Here is a 15502-nt window from a genome sequence, read left to right on the forward strand (position 1 = left end):
CAATCTGCCTTTCCTGTTCGCTCACTGATATAGATGATTGTATCCCAGTTTTCTCCAATTCTTACAAAGTAATAGTCTTACTTTCTCCATTTTGTTTTGTAAAAAGTACAAGGTCCCCCTTGACAACCCCTATTTCGATGCGGTAAAACTATATTGGAAAACTTGATAACGATTTCACTTCATTTCACTTTCCAATGAGAAAGTTGTTCGTCACACACAACACTATACTTGGAACAAAGGAGAGAGCAATATGACGATCGCCATTCTTGCACACGATTCCCGCAAAGAGCTTGCACTGCAGTTCTGCACTGCTTACAGCGCCATTTTGTCCAAAAACACAGTCATTGCTACCGGCACCACCGGACGGATGCTGGCGCAGACTACCGGCCTGCCCGTGCACTGTTATCTCTCCGGGCGCTTGGGCGGTGTGCAGCAGATTACTTCCCGCATTGCGTGCGACGAAGTGGATCTGGTGTTGTTCTTCCGTGACCCGCTGAAAGCGGATGCCGCCAGCATCACCGAGCAGAATCTGCTCCGCCTGTGCGATATGCACAGCGTACCCATTGCCACCAACATTGCCACCGCCGAGGTCTTGCTGCGCGGTATGGATCAGGGCGACCTGGACTACCGCGAGGGGATGCATCCCGCTCTTGTGGAGCCCATGCCCACCGTGCAGCGCCACGCCGTGTGATGAATCGTGTATAGAGTATCGGGAAAGAGACAGCGCCGCAGGAAACTTCCTGCGGCGCTGTTGTTTTTTGTTTTGCTTTTATTTCAGTAAAGCCTGCAGCTTTTCCAGCCGGCGGACGGCTTCGTCCAGCACATCGGTGCCGCGGGCAAAGTGCATCCGGATCAGGTGGTTCACCGGCTCCCGGAAGAAGCTGGAGCCAGGCACAGCGGCCACGCCCACTTCCCGGATCATCCACTCACAGAACTGCAGGTCGGTCCAGCCCTTGAACTGGGGCAGCGCCAGAAAATCGGAAATATCGATCATCACAAAATAGGTGCCCTGCGGAACATTGTGCTTCAGCCCCACACGGTCCAGCCCGGCCAGAAAATGATCGTGCTTTTCGGTGTAAAGGGCCTGCAGCTCTTCGTAATAGCTGGCGGGCATCTCCAAACCGGCCACAGCGGCCTCCTGCAGGGGTGCAGCCGCACCCACAGTGAGAAAGTCGTGCACCTTGCGCGCACCCTCAATGACCTCTGCGGGTCCGATCAGATAGCCCAGACGCCAACCTGTGATGGAGTAAGTCTTGGAGAGCGAGTTGCAGGTGATGGTGTGCTCAAACATGCCGGGCAGGCTTGCCATGCAGATATGCTCTGCGGGCGCATAGATGATATGCTCGTACACCTCATCCGTCACCACAAAGGCATCGTACTGGATGGCCAGCTTTGCAATGGCTTCCAGCTCGTCGCGGCGGAACACCTTGCCGCAGGGATTGGAGGGGTTGCACAGGATCAGCGCCTTAGCACCCTCGGCAAAGCCCTTTTCGATCAGGCTGATGTCAAACTCATAGGTGGGCGGCACCAGCGGGATATAGATGGGTTCCGCGCCCGAAAGAATGGCATCGGCACCGTAGTTCTCGTAGAACGGTGAGAAGATCATCACCTTGTCGCCGGGGTTGCAGATGGTCATCATGGCGGCCATCATGGCCTCAGTGCCGCCGCAGGTCACGCAGATCTCGGTGTTGGGGTCTACTTCGTGGTGCAGGGCAGGGCTGGTCTTTTTTGCCAGCGCCTCGCGGAAGTTTTGCGCGCCAAAGGTCACAGCGTACTGGTGCGGGCCTTTGTAAGCTGTTTCGGCCAGAGCGTCCAGCAACTGCTTCGGCGGGTCAAAATCCGGGAAGCCCTGCGAGAGGTTGATGGAGTCGTACTGATTGTTGATGCGGGTCATGCGGCGGATGACAGAATCCGTGAAGGTACCCACACGGTCACTTAAAGCAGGCATGCGCTCTCCCCTTTTCAGTCCTTAAAATAAGCCTTCTGGATGGCCAGCAGCACGCCTGCACGGCTGGCAGCAAAGTTCAGACCGCCCTGCAGGTAGCAGGTGTACGGCTCACGCAGCGGGCCGTCGCAGGAAAGCTCGATGGTGCTACCCTGTGTAAAGCTGCCGCTTGCCATGACCACCTCATCAGTATAGCCCGGCTCCGGAGAAGGTTCCGGGGCGGCATAGCTGTCCACGGGGCTTGCAGCCTGAATACCCTGACAGAAGCCGATGAGCGCATCCGCAGTGCCTGCATCAAAGCAGGTGACGATGTCGTTGTGGTCGTCGCAGTAGCGCGGCACTGGATTCTTGCCCAGCAGCTCCAGCATACACTGGGCGTAAATGGCGGTCTTGATGGCCTCGCACACCACGCCGGGCGCATAGTAGAAGCCCAGATACATATCACGGGGCGTTTCCAGCGTGCAGCCCAGATCCTTGCCGAGACCGGGCGCATTCAGGCGGTAAGCGCACAGCTCCACAAGGTCTTTGCGGCCCGCAATGTAGCCGCCGGTGGGAGCGATGCCGCCGCCGGGGTTCTTGATCAGGCTGCCCACCACAAGGTCTGCGCCCATCTGACAAGGTTCCTGCGTCTGGGTGAACTCGCCGTAGCAGTTATCCACAAAAATAATGATGTCCGGGTTTGCGGCGCGGGCGGTATCCGCAATTTTTCGGATCGTTTCCAGATCAAAGGCATTGCGCTGCAGATAGCCGCGGCTGCGCTGGATGTGGCACACCTTTGCACCGGGGGCCTTTTGGGCGATCAGGTCATAATCCGGGGTGAAGTCGGCTTTCAGCGGAGCTTCATCGTACCGGATGCCGTAATCCATCAGGGTGCCGGTGCCCCTGCCCTTGCCGTCCAGACCGATCACACCTTCCAGCGTATCGTAGGGACGGCCGGTGGCAGCCAGCAGGGTGTCCCCTGCCCGCAGCAGGCCGAACAGCGCCACAGCCAGCGTGTGGGTGCCGCTCTGGAACTGGCTGCGCACGAGGGCATCCTCTGCGCCCATCACCTCGGCAAAAATCTGCTCCAGCTTTGCGCGGCCGGTATCCCACAGGCCGTAGCCGGTGGTGCCCAGCATATCGGTGGAGGACATCTGGGTATCCGCAAAGGCTTTCAGCATTTTGAGCTGGTTAAAATCGCGGATCTCCTCCATATGGCGGAAGTAGGGCTGGCACAGCTCCATAGCCTTTTCGTCCAGCGCCAGAACTTCGGGTTTGTAATTGAAAAAGTGGTTCAGCATTGACATTATAATGGTTCCTTAATTTTATAGATTTTATAGAGCGCAGGCTTTCTGTCGGAATGACTCCTTCAGCCGCACTTCGTGCGCCAGCTCCCTCAGGGAGGGAGCTCCTGACGAAACCAGAACGTTTCACTTATGCAGAAAGCTTTTCCGTCCTGCCAAAGGCTCCCTCATTGAGGGAGCTGGCAAAACCGTCAGGTTTTGACTGAAGGAGTTTGTTCATATCTTGCATATTCCCCCAGCTTTTCAAAGCCAAGCCGGGTATAAAAGTGCACCCGCTCCGGGCTGCAGAGAAACACCGGGTGCTCCCCCTTGGCGGCAAGCTCGTTCGCCATCTGCACAATGAGCCGCCCGCCGATGCCCTTGCCCCGCAAAGGCTGGGCTGTCTGCCCGCAGGCCATGTAGGCCTGCCTGTTCGCAAGGGTATAGGCCCCTACCGTGCAGATCGTTTCACTTCTCTGCCGCAGCGCCCACACAAGGGCTTTGCCGCGGGTGCGCTTTGTGCAAAGCTCGGAGTAAAAGTCCTCCTGCTTTGCTGTATCCGCCGGGTAGAGCGCCCGTGCCACATCCATGGCAGAGGGTTCTCTGTCAAGGGTCAGTCCGGCCCAGAGCGTCTCGTCTGCAGTGGGCAGCGGCAAAGCCTTGCCGGGTGCAAGGCCGAATACAGTCAGCGTTTCAGCTTTGCACCACCCGGCAGGCGGTGGGTATTCGTTTTCGTCTAAAATGATGCTCTCACACCCGCAGAACGCCAGAAAGCTGGCCAGCTCTTCCGGGTTTGCGTGCCCTGCTGCCCATGCGGTGCTGCCGCTGAGTTCCAGCGCCAGTGTAGGTCCTGCGTAGAATCGCCACGGCTGGCTTTTGCTAAAAAGGGCAAGATCCAGCGGCAGGGTCGCCCCCAGCACCCATTTCCCCCGGCAGGCATTTAAAAAGCGGGCGCGGTGGGCTTTTGTGCTGACCTGCGCGATCACTTCAGCTCGTTGACGATCTTCTTGAACTCGCGGCCGCGCACCTCAAAGTTGGGGTACAGGTCAAACGATGCGCTGGCCGGGGACAGGATGATGATGTCACCGGGCTTTGCGCAGGCACGGGCCAGCTCCACAGCGTGCTGCATGTTGTCGGCATGCTGGATGGGCAGCTCTGCTTCGTTGAAGTTCGGGTCCTCGCGCACAGCCTTTTCGATGCGGGGGCCGGTGGCACCCATCAGCACAAGATTCTTCACGTGGGCCACCACTTCCGGTGCCAGCGGCTCATAGGGAATGTGCTTGTCGTAGCCGCCAGCGATCAGAATGACCTTCTGGTTAAAGCTGCGCAGACCGGCAATGGTGCGCGTCGGGCTGGTGCCGATGGAGTCGTTGTAGTACAGCACGCCGTCCAGCGTGCGCACCGGCTCAATGCGGTGCTCCACACCGGTAAAGGTGCTGCCCACCTTCTGGATGGCTTCCACGGGCACCTCGCCCCACACGGCAGCGGCAGCGGCCAGCAGGTTTTCAATGTTGTGCAGGCCGCGCAGCTTCACGTCCTTCTGGGCCAGGAAGGGGGTCACAACGCCATCCTCGGCCATGCAGAGCATGTTGTCCTCCTTGCGCAGGAAGGCACCGTTGTCGGTATCGTGCAGGCGGGTGAACCACACCTGCTTGCCCTTGCAGTCGGACTGCATGGAACGGCTGATCTCGTTCTCATAGCCCAGCACAGCGCGGCAGGGCTGCTTCTGGTACAGCAGGATGTTGCGCTTGGCATCAATGTACTCCTGCATGTCCTTGTGGTGGTCCAGATGGTTGGGGGTGACATTGGTCACCACGGCAATGTTGGGGCTGGAATGCATGCTGATGAGCTGGAAGCTGGAAAGCTCCACCACAGCCACATCCTCGGGAGCTACCTCGGGCAGCATGGGCAGCAGAGCTGCGCCGATGTTGCCGCCCAGATGCACCTTGCGGCCTGCGGCCTCGTAGAACTTGGAGATCAGGGTGGTGGTGGTGGTCTTGCCGTCGGAGCCGGTCACGGCTACGATCTCGCAGGGGCAGAAGTCGAAGAACAGCTCCACCTCACTGGTGACCATGGTGCCTGCGGCCATGGCATCCTGCAGGGGCTTTTCAAAGTAGCCCACAAAGCCCGGGGTGCGCATGATGATATCCTGACCCTTGAAGCCATCCAGATAGTTTTCGCCCAGACTCAGGTCGATGCCCAGCTCCTTGATGGTTGCAGCGTAATCGCCAAAGTCCTCCACGCTCTTTTTCTGGTCGCACAGGGTCACATGGGCACCCATCTCCACAAACTCCTTGATCAGGGTCTTGTGGCTGACACCGGCACCAATGAAGGCCACTTTTTTGCCTTTGATGAGTTCAATCAGTTTCTGCTGATCCTTCTGCATAAAAACAGTTCCTCCTCCATAATATCGTATTCAGAACGCACCTCAAAACGGGTGCAGAGATGTTTCGCTGTACCATTATAGTCCATTTAGCCGCAATTGGCAACGGAAAAACGCCCTTTTTGCCCCAAAAAGCAAGGTAAATTCACAATTCTGCAATTGTATTTTGCCGCTGTTTCTGCTACACTTGTCGAAGCAGAGTGCTTTTTGTATACAAAAAGCCTTTTTTCGCAAATACCATAGAATGAGGTCATCCCCTTGAAACAGTTCTTCCGTATTACCGCAGCATTGCTTGCTGCTGCGTTCCTGCTTGCGCTCACCGGCTGCGGCAGCAGTTCCAGTGCGCCAAGCTTTACATGGTTCGTGGATACCATTCCCGCAAACCTCGACCCGCAGGTGGCTTCTGCTGCCCCGGACGTGATCGCCTGCGAGAACCTTTACAGCGGGCTTGTCCGCAAAAAAGCGGATGGCGAGATCGTGCCCGATCTGTCCGAGAGCTGGACGGTCTCCTCCGATGGCAAGACCTACACCTTCCAGATCAAGGACGGCCTGACCTACAAGGCCGTTAAGGGCGCTTCCACGGATCACACCATCACTGCCGAGGACTTTGTGTTTGCATTCCGGCGTATATTCCAGCCGCAGACAAATTCCCCTTATGCCGTGGAGTTTGCCGCCCTTGAGAACAGTGCTGCCGTGCTGGCTGGCACAGCCGATGCCAGCACGCTGGGCGTTTCGGCCGCCGGCCCGCTGACGCTGGTGTTCCGCCTGAGTGAAAAGGACGACAACTTCCTTGCCAAGCTCACCCTGCCCGGTGCCATGCCCTGCGATGAAGCATTTTTTGAAAGCACCCGCGGCACCTACGGCCTGACCGCCAAGACCACCCTTTCCAGCGGCAGCTTCTATCTTTACAACTGGACGGCCAGCGGCCTGTTCCTGCACCGGGATGTCTCCTCCCCCATGATCGGCAGCCTGCGTCTGGTGCAGAACACCGGCAGCACCGGCAAGAGCGCCGCCCAGCTCATTGCAGACGAAAAATGCTCCGCCGCGCTGGACGACACCGGCGAGGATACCTCGCTGCAGTCGGTGGATTACTCCGACACCACCTGGGCACTGCTGTTCAACAGCGCCGAAGATTCTGTGTTTGCCGATCAGGAACTGCGGCAGGCGCTTGCCGGCATCGCCCGGGAGAATGTGGATGTGCCCTCTTCCGGTCTGTACACCGCTGCCGAGGGTCTTGTGCCCACCGGCCTTTCCGTGGACGGCATCGATTACCGCAAGTCTGCCAGGAACCCGCTGCCCACCATCACCGACCCCCGTACATTGTACCTGAATGCACGGCAGGGCATGGCCAGCTCGGATTTTTCCGGCGTGACCATCCTGCTGCCGAAGGAAGCCGGCCTGACCGAACTGGCCGAGCAGATCAACGGCGCATGGCAGAAGGACTGCTCCCTTTTCTTCTCGGTGGAAGAGGTTCCGCAGGAGGAGTTCGACAAACGCCTTGCAGCGGGCAGCTACACCATTGCGCTGGCTCCCATCCGCGCCGAAGGCGGCAGCGTATACCAGATGCTGCAGCAGTTCACGGCCGAGGGCGGCGGCCTGACCGGCTGGTCCGACCCCATCTACTCTCAGCGTCTGGCCGAGAGTGCCCAGCAGACCGGCAACGCCCGCTGTGCCCTGCTGGCCGATTGTGAGCGCCAGCTGCTGGAAGGCTGCGCCGTGGTGCCGCTGCTGGGCCAGAACAGGCGTCTGCTGGTGGCGGACGGCATCACCGGCCTTGTGTTCGACCCCTTCACGCCAGTGCTGGACCTGACCGATGCCCAGAAAAACTGACATTCTCCGGCCCTTGACAATCCCGTCCCTCTTTGCTACAATAAATGAGCAACTTGCAGGGTTAGCTCATCCGGTAGAGCGGCTGCTTCCCAAGCAGCAGGCGGCGGGTTCGGGTCCCGTACCCTGCTCCAAAAACAAACGGCAAACCGTGGAATATCGGTTTGCCGTTTTTGCTTACAGCCGCTCCCTGCAAAATACGAAAGGACTCTGCCATGATCTTTGTTCCCCTGCTGCATTACTTCAAATGCAAAAATTCCTACAGCGGCAACGAATACGGTCTGCGATACCGGATGATCCCCGGCAAGCGCACCGTGCCGGACCCGGACGGCGGCGAGGGTGCCACAAAAGAGGAAAGCATCCTCACCGTGGACTACTGGCCGGACCCCTGGACCATTGAAAAGACCGACCCTGCCCTGCGGGTGCAGAAGGTGTTTCCGCTCACCGACGAGGGCCGGGAGGCCACAGCCGCTTTTTTGCAGGACGCGTTCAATGCCGATCCTGACCGCTGGAAAAACTGCCCCAGCATGATGGACAGCGACCCGTGGGAGCCGCCTGCTGCCGAAGCCGAGCCGGACAAGCCGAAGGAATAAAACATGATCTATCGTTTAAAAGAACTCAAGGGCGATACCATTGCAGTGCCGCAGCTGGTGTTTTCCAAACTGGGCATCGCCGAAGAATACAATGTGCGCGTGGCTCTGTATGTGCTGGCGACCGGCATCACCGACCCGGACAAGATCTGTGCCGACCTCAAGCTGCGCAGCCGCATCAGCGCCGAGAGCGCCCTCTCCTTCTGGGCAGGCGCTGGCCTGCTGGAGCGGTACGAAGAGAACGCTGCACCGGGCGAGGAACCCAGCGCCCCCGCACCCATGACCTGGGCCGAGATCGCTGCGGCCAGCCGCACCGACCCCATGATCTCCAGCCTGATCGACTGCGCACAGACCGGCTTTGCCCGTCCGCTGACCCACAGGGAGATGGAAAAGCTGGTCAACCTTTATATGCAGGAGGGCTTTGCGCCGGAGACCGTGATGCTGTGCACCGCCTACGTTGCCAGCACCGGCCGCAGCACCATGGCCGCCGTAGTGCATGAGCTGAAGGTGTGGCGCACCGAGGGCGTGGAGACCGGTGAGCAGGCCGATGCCCACCTCAAACTGCTGGCACTGCGCCAGAGCCGCGAGCAGTATGTCAGCGGCCTTCTGAACATCCCGGAAAGCGAGCTGACCCTTGGCGGGCGCAAGGCCATTGCACGCTGGTACGAGGTTTACGGCTACGACGATGCCATGGTGCAGGAAGCTGCCGTGCAGGCCGGGGCCAAGCGCGACCTGTGGTACTGGAACAGTATCCTCAAAACATGGAACGCCAAGGGCCTGCGCACCGTGCACGATGTGCGCAGCCCGGTGGCTGCTGCAGGCGCAAGCCGGAACCTCCGGGTAGACCGCGAAGCCCCCAGCGGCAACGATTTCCTCAAGAACGCTGCCCGCCGCCGTCCGTTGAAAAAGAAGCCGGAATAAGGAGGAGCCATGCGTACCAAAAACGAACTGTATCAGGAAGCCATGCGCACCGTGGCCGCCCGGCGGCAGATGGCCAGAGCCAGAGCCGAGGATGCCCGCGCCGAAGCCGAAGCCGCCATTCCCGCCCTGCGCCATGCAGAAGAAGAGGTGCGGGTGCGGGGCATCCGCTGCGCACTGGCCGGTGCTGCGGGCAAGGACCGCACCGAAGCTGCCGCCGCCCTTGCCGATGCAAAGCAGAAGCTGACCGCCCTGCTGGCACAAAGCGGACGGCCCGCTGATGCACTGGAGCCGCGCTTTGTCTGCCCCAAATGTCAGGACACCGGCAGCGTGAATGGCCGCACCTGTGAGTGCGTGCACAAGGTGATGCAGCAGCTGCGCCGCAAGGAGATCGAGGCGCTGTCCAGCCTGTCCATTGCAAGCTTTGACACCATGGAGCTGCGCTATTATCCGAACCGTGCCGATGAAAAGGTGGGCGGTGCCATCCGCCCTTACATGGCCGATATGCTGGCAGACCTGCGCAGCTACGCGGAAGAGTTTGACCACCACAGCGAGAGCCTGATGCTGTTTGGCAATGCGGGCCTTGGCAAGACCCACGCGGCCCTTGCCATTGCGGGCATTGTGCTGGAAAAGGGCTACGATGTGATCTATGTTTCCAGCCCGGACTTTTTCTCCAAGCTGGAAGGGCTGCACTTTGGTGCAGACCCGGTAGGCGAGGAGGAAACGCTGATGCAGACCGCTGCCGGGGCCGACCTGCTCATTCTGGATGATCTTGGCTCGGAGTTCAACTCTGCCTTCCTCATCAGCAGTCTGTACAGTCTGCTCAACAACCGGCTGGGTGCAAAGCTGCCCACCATCGTCACCACCAACATCACTGACGGTGCTCTGCTGGAAAAGCTGTATACCGAAAAAATTTCCAGCCGCCTTTCTGCCTTTGTCCCCTGCCTTTTTGCAGGCGATGACATCCGCACACAGAAAGCAGCTGAATAAAACAAACGGCAATGCAAATGCATTGCCGTTTGTTTTATTTAAAACTCTAATACAGGACTCATTTCGTTGCGGCGCTGTGCCTGCACGATGCAGTCCTTCTCCGGCACAACGCCCGCCGCGCCCAGCGTGTTGAACACGGTCTGCAGGGCAAGCGCAGGCGTGTTGTTCTCCTGCGAAAGATGGCACAGCGCAAACTTTTTGCACCCTTCCTGAATGAGTTCCAGCAGCTTTGCCGAGCACTCGTCGTTGGAAAGGTGGCCCCGGGTGCTTTCAATGCGTGCCCGTAAGTAATAGGGGTACGGCCCGCTGCGCAGCATGTGCAGGTCGTAGTTGCTCTCCAGTGCCACAAGGTCGCAGCCGGAAAGCGCCTCGTGCACCGGCGGCGTGAGCACGCCAAGGTCGGTTGCAATGGTCATGGTCTTGCCGTCCGGGGTGTGGATGCGGTAGCCCACACAGGGCACATCGTGGCTGGTGGGAAAGCTCTGCACGCCAAACGCGCCCACGTCCTCTTCCCTGCCTTCCAGCTCGTGCAGCTCACAGCTGGCCGGTACGATGCCGTTGCTGTCCAGAAAATCCAGCGTTGCCGCTGCACCGTACACCGGCAGCGTGTTCTTTTTGAGGAAGGTGGAAAGCCCCTTCACATGGTCGCTGTGCTCGTGGGTGACAAGGATGCCGTCGCAGTCACTGGCGGCAAGGCCCAGCGCCTTGAGCGCCGCCGAGGTAGTGCGCACGCCCTTGCCCATATCCACAATGAGATACCGCTGCCCGCAGCGCACCACACTGCTGTTGCCGGAGGAACCCGAATATAACGAGATGAATTCTGCCATGAAAAACCTCTGATACACTCAAAAACAGCCCGCCGCATATGCAGCAGGCTGTTTGCTTTTTATAAGTTACAGTGCCTGATCCAGTGCAGCGGGCATACGCTCCACCTTGCTGATGTCTGCACCCAGACCGCGCAGCTTTTCCACGATATTCTCGTAGCCGCGCTCGATGTGGCCGATTTCCTCGATCTCACTGGTGCCGTCTGCCATCAGCGCAGCCACCACCATGGCAGCGCCTGCACGCAGATCCAGTGCGCGCAGCGGTGCAGGGGTGAGCTTATCCACGCCCTCAAACACAGCCACCTGACCGTCCACCTGCACGTTGGCACCCATCTTGCGCAGCTCGTCCACATAGCGGAAGCGGTTATCCCACACGCTCTCGGTCACGGTGCTGGTGCCCTTGGCCACGCTCAGCAGCACGCCCATCAAGGGCTGCATGTCGGTGGGAAAGCCGGGATGCGGCATAGTGTTGATCTTCAACGGCAGAATATCACCGGTGCGGCGCACACGCACAGCATCGTCAAATTCTTCCACCTCCACGCCTGCACGGCGCAGCTTTTCGGTAATGGGTTCCAGATGCTTGGGGGTGACGTTCTTCACCAGAACATCGCCGCCGGTGGCAGCAGCAGCCACCATGTAGCTGCCAGCCTCGATCTGATCCGGGATAATGCTGTAGGTGCAGCCGTGCATCTTTTCCACGCCGCGCACCTTGATCACATCGGTGCCTGCGCCGCGGATGTTCGCACCGCACATATTCAGGAAGTTTGCCAGATCCACCACATGGGGTTCCTTGGCACAGTTTTCCAGAATGGTCTGGCCCTTGGCCATTACAGCGGAGAGCATACCGTTCATGGTAGCGCCCACGCTGACCTTATCAAAGAAGATGTGTGCACCGTTCATCTCCTTGGCGCGCACGCTGATCATGCCGTAGTCCACGCTGTCCTCTGCGCCCAGAGCACTGAACACCTTCAGGTGCTGGTCAATGGGGCGGGGGCCGAGGTTGCAGCCGCCGGGCATGGCCACCTGAGCCTTGCCAAAACGGGACAGCAGTGCGCCCAGAAAGTAGTAGCTGGCGCGCATCTGGCGGGACAGGTCGTCCGGGACGTTGGTGCCGGTCAGATGGGTGGTGTCGATCTCGTAGGTGTTGCGGTTGATCATTTTGATCTGTGCGCCCAGAACGCTGAGGATCTTCAGGCTCACCGCCACATCACTGATATCCGGCAGATTCTCGATCACACAGACATCCGCTGCCAGAATGGTTGCAGGCAGGACGCCCACCGCCGCATTTTTGGCACCCGAAATGGTAACTTCGCCGTGCAGGGGCTTGCCGCCCGTAATAACAAATTTCTCCAATTTTATGATCTCCTTGTCGGAGGCCCGCAGCCGCAGGCCTGTTAAGGTTCCTGAAAGCATTTTCCATAAAAGCTGCCTGATGTGCATGGGCCATAAGGCCGTACACGTACAGCTATCTTATTATACACAACTTTCACAAAAAAGCAAAGCCCCGTTTGGTGTTGTTTTATTATTTTCTGTTTTGCCCATTTTCGCGCAGGATATTCCAAAATTTTGATTTCTTTTTCAGGTATTTTACAAAAATCAGATACATTGCTGTTGCGCTTTCTTTACCAGATGTGGTCTTCGCACCGAGTCTCAGTGATCCAGCCCAGCTGGTAGGTAGCCACCAGCTGCTTGAGGTCGTGCACACGCTCCCGCAGCACCTCGCCCTCGTCGGTGTCCTCCACGAGAATGCGATGATTTTCGGTCTCCAGAATGTTTTTCTGGGAAATGATATCCAGATTATCCTTCACCGCTTTCTCAGCACTTTCAAAGGGCTGATGGGTGCGCAGGGACATGGTGCGGCTGGAATACACCAGCGTGTAGCCCGCAATGCCGGTCTTTTCGTGGTAGGCACGGCAGAAACCGCCGTCGATCACCACCAGCCGTCCGCCGCCCTTGATGGGGCTTTCGCCGTTCTTTTCCCGCACCGGCACGTGGCCGTTGACGATGTGACTGGCACCGGGCAGGCCAAACTCGGCCAGAATGCGGCGGCAGACGGCCTCATCGTTATACCATGTATAATAGGGGTCCTTCACCTCGGTGTGGGTGGAAGCGTCCTCTACATAGAGCCGCTCAAATGTGGTCATGGCACTGCGGCCAAACAGCGGCGAAAGCTTGCCGCACCATAGATACCACAAAAAATCCTGTCCGCTCTGGCGGGCAGCGCTGCCTTCCGGTGCATAGTAGCCCCGGCGGGCGCGGGCATCACAGTAGTCCATCAGTGCGCGGCCGGAGTAGTAGCGGCCCTCAAAGCGCTCCATGGCAAAGGTGCCGCGGCTGGTCATGGGCACAGCGCCATGGTAGAGCAGGTTGCCGTTCTCAATGTGGTACACGCTGCCCTTTGCATAGAGAAATTCCACATGCTGCTGCAGTTTTTCGCTCTGGCGGAAGGACTGCACCAGCTTGCGCAGCACCAGCTGTTCATCCGGGTGCAGTGCGGCCGGGTCGGCGGGGTCCACCGTGGGGAACGAGGTATCCCGCAGCGGATACTCCTTTTCGCCGATCTTTACCGTGTGCTTTTCCCAGTCGATGCGGCGCAGATAATCTCGCTCCTGCATCTGGAAGTCCGGGTTGCGGTCGATGACATGGCACTCCAGCTTGAACATCAGAATGCTGATGGCCTTGTGCATCACGGCACAGCGGTGCAGCATTCCCCTGGTGTAGGGGCCGCGGGCTGCATCGGTATGAGGCATCCAGATGGAAAGATCATCATTGCCGTAGAACTGCTCGGCCATGCGCTGCAGATGGCGCAGGTTGATGCCGTAGCAGTCCTCCAGCATTCCGTGGTTATGATAAGCCAGCGTGGTCTTGAGCACCGTGCAGATGCAGATGGGGCTGCCCGCAGCGGCACCCATCCATACTACATCGTGGTTGCCCCACTGGATATCCACATTGTGGTGGCGCATGAGCAGATCGAGGATGATATCCGGGCGTGGGCCGCGGTCGAACAGGTCGCCCACGATGTGCAGCTTGTCCACTGCCAGATGCTTGATCAGCTCGCACAGCCGCACGATAAAGTGGTCGGCGCGGCCATTTTCAATGATGCTGCCCACGATCTGGCCGTAGTACAGATCCTTGTCGTGATCCTCAAAATGGGCGTGGAGCAGCTCGTCCAGAATGTAGCCGCAGCTGGCAGGCAGGCATCTGCGCACATGGTCGCGGGTATGCTTAGAGGACACCAGACGGCAGATATCAATGAGACTCAGCAGCGTTTCGGTGTACCACTGGTCCAGCGCTTCCTCGCTGGTACAGCGTGCCTTGAGCTGGGGCAGCTTTTCGTTGGGGTAATAGATCAGCGTTGCCAGCTCGGCGCGGGTATGCTTCGGCACAGTATCGCCCAGCACCTGATCCACTTTTTCGCGAATGACACCGGAAGCGGAATTCAGAATATGCACAAAAGCTTCATTCTCGCCGTGCAGGTCGCTCATGAAGTGCTCGGTACCCTTGGGCAGCTTGAGCAGTGCCTGCGTGCTGATGATCTCGCTGGCTGCCGCCGCCTGCGAAGGATAATCCCGCGAGAGCAGGGTCAGGTACTTGAGATTATCGCGGATCTCATCGGTTTCGGTGCGCATGGTCTCCTCCATCACAACGTTCTCTCCGCCGCAGTCCGCCACACGGACCTTGCAAAGATGTTGCTTTCCATATGTATTATTTTTTCCTTATCTTATAGTATAGCACGTCCGGGGCGAAAAGTGGTATACTGGGGCTGACAAACTTTCAGCAAAGGACTTTGGATATTATGCCGAAAAGCGATTTCGTCTCCGTTCCCTCTTTCTGCACCCTCTGTCCGCGCCGGTGCGGGGCCGACCGTGCTGCCGGACGCACCGGTTTCTGCGGCGCGGGCGGCACCTTAAAAGCAGCCCGCGCTGCCCTGCACTACTGGGAGGAGCCATGCATCAGCGGCACAAAGGGCAGCGGCACGGTGTTCTTTTCCGGCTGCACCCTCAAATGCTGCTTCTGCCAGAACTATCCCATCAGCGCCGAGGGCCTTGGCAAAGAGATCAGCGTGGAACATCTGGCAGAGATTTTCCTGAATCTGCAGGAGCAGGGTGCCAACAACATCAATCTGGTCACGCCCGGCCAGTGGCGGCCCTGGATCATTGCCGCGCTGGATATTGCCCGGGCTAATGGCCTGCATCTGCCCATCGTATGCAACACCGGCGGCTACGAAACGGTGGAAAGCGTGGAAGCATGGCGCGGATACATCGACATCTGGCTGGCCGACCTGAAATACGTCTCCTCCGCCCTCTCGGCAGAGCTTTCCTCTGCACCGGACTATTTTGCGCAGGCAAAGCCCGCCATTGAAGCCATGATGGCACAGGCCGGGCACCCGGTTTTCAATGCAGAGGGCATCCTGCAAAAGGGGGTCATTCTGCGGCACCTTGCCCTGCCCGGCCATGTTGACGACAGCTTTGCGGTGCTTGACCAGATGGCCGCGTGGAACGATGCAGACCCCGGATGCTTCATCCCCAGCGTCATGAGCCAGTACACACCGTTTTACAAAGCCGCAGAGCACGGCATCGGACGGCGCATTACCACCTATGAATACCGCCGGGTGGTCAACTATGCCATGGACAAGGGACTGGCGCAGGGCTACATGCAGCAGAAGAGCAGCGCGAAGGAAGAGTATACGCCTTCTTTCGATTTGACAGGGGTATGAATTCGTCAAATCTCCCAAAAAAGGCTGATTATTTTCTCTTGCATCC

Annotated in this window: 13 protein-coding genes and 1 tRNA gene; 7 read left to right on the forward strand and 7 right to left on the reverse strand. The window is 58.7% G+C overall.

The window, feature by feature from the left end; translation table 11 throughout:
- The first annotated feature begins 250 nt into the window (after positions 1-250).
- Entirely contained in the window at positions 251-691 is a 441-nt protein-coding gene (locus tag PXT33_RS09720; RefSeq protein ID WP_005945815.1) for a methylglyoxal synthase, read from the forward strand.
- 78 nt (positions 692-769) lie between these two features.
- Here the strand turns inward: PXT33_RS09720 and PXT33_RS09725 are convergent, their stop codons facing one another.
- The 4 genes from PXT33_RS09725 to murD all read right to left on the reverse strand — a co-directional run bounded on the left by PXT33_RS09725 (position 770) and on the right by murD (position 5593).
- Entirely contained in the window at positions 770-1948 is a 1179-nt protein-coding gene (locus tag PXT33_RS09725) for a pyridoxal phosphate-dependent aminotransferase (RefSeq protein ID WP_332376431.1), read from the reverse strand.
- Positions 1949-1962: 14 nt separating this feature from the next.
- The gene (locus tag PXT33_RS09730) at positions 1963-3225 is read right to left on the reverse strand and encodes a methionine gamma-lyase family protein (protein ID WP_005945812.1); all 1263 of its coding nucleotides are present in this window, start codon (positions 3223-3225) and stop codon (positions 1963-1965) included.
- 194 nt (positions 3226-3419) lie between these two features.
- Positions 3420-4193: a GNAT family N-acetyltransferase gene (locus tag PXT33_RS09735; RefSeq protein ID WP_332376432.1), complete on the reverse strand. Its 774-nt coding sequence runs from the start codon at positions 4191-4193 to the stop codon at positions 3420-3422.
- Complete coding sequence (gene murD / locus PXT33_RS09740; protein ID WP_120080220.1) at positions 4190-5593, reverse strand: UDP-N-acetylmuramoyl-L-alanine--D-glutamate ligase; 1404 nt, start codon at positions 5591-5593, stop codon at positions 4190-4192. Before murD ends, PXT33_RS09735 begins: the two co-directional genes overlap by 4 nt.
- A 255-nt stretch (positions 5594-5848) precedes the next feature.
- On the opposite strand from murD, the gene PXT33_RS09745 reads away from it, so the two are divergent.
- The 5 genes from PXT33_RS09745 (at position 5849) to PXT33_RS09765 (ending at position 9915) form a co-directional block, all read left to right on the forward strand.
- Positions 5849-7420 (forward strand): peptide ABC transporter substrate-binding protein, encoded by a 1572-nt coding sequence (locus PXT33_RS09745; protein WP_332376434.1) that lies wholly within the window; start codon positions 5849-5851, stop codon positions 7418-7420.
- 55 nt (positions 7421-7475) lie between these two features.
- Positions 7476-7551: transfer RNA gene (locus PXT33_RS09750), tRNA-Gly, on the forward strand.
- Positions 7552-7632: 81 nt separating this feature from the next.
- Positions 7633-8010: a hypothetical protein gene (locus tag PXT33_RS09755; RefSeq protein WP_005945802.1), complete on the forward strand. Its 378-nt coding sequence runs from the start codon at positions 7633-7635 to the stop codon at positions 8008-8010.
- Between the two features lie 3 nt (positions 8011-8013).
- Positions 8014-8928: a DnaD domain-containing protein gene (locus tag PXT33_RS09760; RefSeq protein ID WP_154260478.1), complete on the forward strand. Its 915-nt coding sequence runs from the start codon at positions 8014-8016 to the stop codon at positions 8926-8928.
- Positions 8929-8937: 9 nt separating this feature from the next.
- A complete protein-coding gene (locus PXT33_RS09765) occupies positions 8938-9915 on the forward strand; it encodes an ATP-binding protein (RefSeq protein WP_332376436.1) in 978 nt (325 codons plus the stop codon).
- Between the two features lie 38 nt (positions 9916-9953).
- Here PXT33_RS09765 and PXT33_RS09770 read toward each other — a convergent pair whose 3' ends face one another.
- The 3 genes from PXT33_RS09770 to PXT33_RS09780 form a co-directional block, all read right to left on the reverse strand.
- Positions 9954-10742: an MBL fold metallo-hydrolase gene (locus PXT33_RS09770; RefSeq protein ID WP_118526059.1), complete on the reverse strand. Its 789-nt coding sequence runs from the start codon at positions 10740-10742 to the stop codon at positions 9954-9956.
- 66 nt (positions 10743-10808) lie between these two features.
- Positions 10809-12092, reverse strand: a complete 1284-nt coding sequence (locus tag PXT33_RS09775; protein ID WP_242702968.1) for a UDP-N-acetylglucosamine 1-carboxyvinyltransferase — start codon at positions 12090-12092, stop codon at positions 10809-10811.
- Positions 12093-12361: 269 nt separating this feature from the next.
- Positions 12362-14380 (reverse strand): fructose-1,6-bisphosphatase, encoded by a 2019-nt coding sequence (locus PXT33_RS09780; RefSeq protein ID WP_294648189.1) that lies wholly within the window; start codon positions 14378-14380, stop codon positions 12362-12364.
- A 155-nt stretch (positions 14381-14535) separates the two neighbouring features.
- Here PXT33_RS09780 and PXT33_RS09785 point away from each other — a divergent pair, with 155 nt between their 5' ends.
- Entirely contained in the window at positions 14536-15456 is a 921-nt protein-coding gene (locus tag PXT33_RS09785; protein WP_332376437.1) for a radical SAM protein, read from the forward strand.
- Positions 15457-15502: the final 46 nt, after the last annotated feature.

The organism is Faecalibacterium taiwanense, assembly GCF_036632915.2.
In the GTDB taxonomy this organism is placed as follows: domain Bacteria; phylum Bacillota; class Clostridia; order Oscillospirales; family Ruminococcaceae; genus Faecalibacterium; species Faecalibacterium taiwanense.

What these genes read in the sequence shown, in the direction of transcription:
- PXT33_RS09720 (WP_005945815.1), top strand. Translation starts at nt 251, where the DNA reads ATGACGATCGCCATTCTTGCACACGATTCCCGCAAAGAGCTTGCACTG.
- PXT33_RS09725 (WP_332376431.1), bottom strand. Translation starts at nt 1,948, where the DNA reads ATGCCTGCTTTAAGTGACCGTGTGGGTACCTTCACGGATTCTGTCATC.
- PXT33_RS09730 (WP_005945812.1), bottom strand. Translation starts at nt 3,225, where the DNA reads ATGCTGAACCACTTTTTCAATTACAAACCCGAAGTTCTGGCGCTGGAC.
- murD (WP_120080220.1), bottom strand. Translation starts at nt 5,593, where the DNA reads ATGCAGAAGGATCAGCAGAAACTGATTGAACTCATCAAAGGCAAAAAA.
- PXT33_RS09755 (WP_005945802.1), top strand. Translation starts at nt 7,633, where the DNA reads ATGATCTTTGTTCCCCTGCTGCATTACTTCAAATGCAAAAATTCCTAC.
- PXT33_RS09760 (WP_154260478.1), top strand. Translation starts at nt 8,014, where the DNA reads ATGATCTATCGTTTAAAAGAACTCAAGGGCGATACCATTGCAGTGCCG.
- PXT33_RS09765 (WP_332376436.1), top strand. Translation starts at nt 8,938, where the DNA reads ATGCGTACCAAAAACGAACTGTATCAGGAAGCCATGCGCACCGTGGCC.
- PXT33_RS09770 (WP_118526059.1), bottom strand. Translation starts at nt 10,742, where the DNA reads ATGGCAGAATTCATCTCGTTATATTCGGGTTCCTCCGGCAACAGCAGT.
- PXT33_RS09780 (WP_294648189.1), bottom strand. Translation starts at nt 14,380, where the DNA reads ATGGAGGAGACCATGCGCACCGAAACCGATGAGATCCGCGATAATCTC.
- PXT33_RS09785 (WP_332376437.1), top strand. Translation starts at nt 14,536, where the DNA reads ATGCCGAAAAGCGATTTCGTCTCCGTTCCCTCTTTCTGCACCCTCTGT.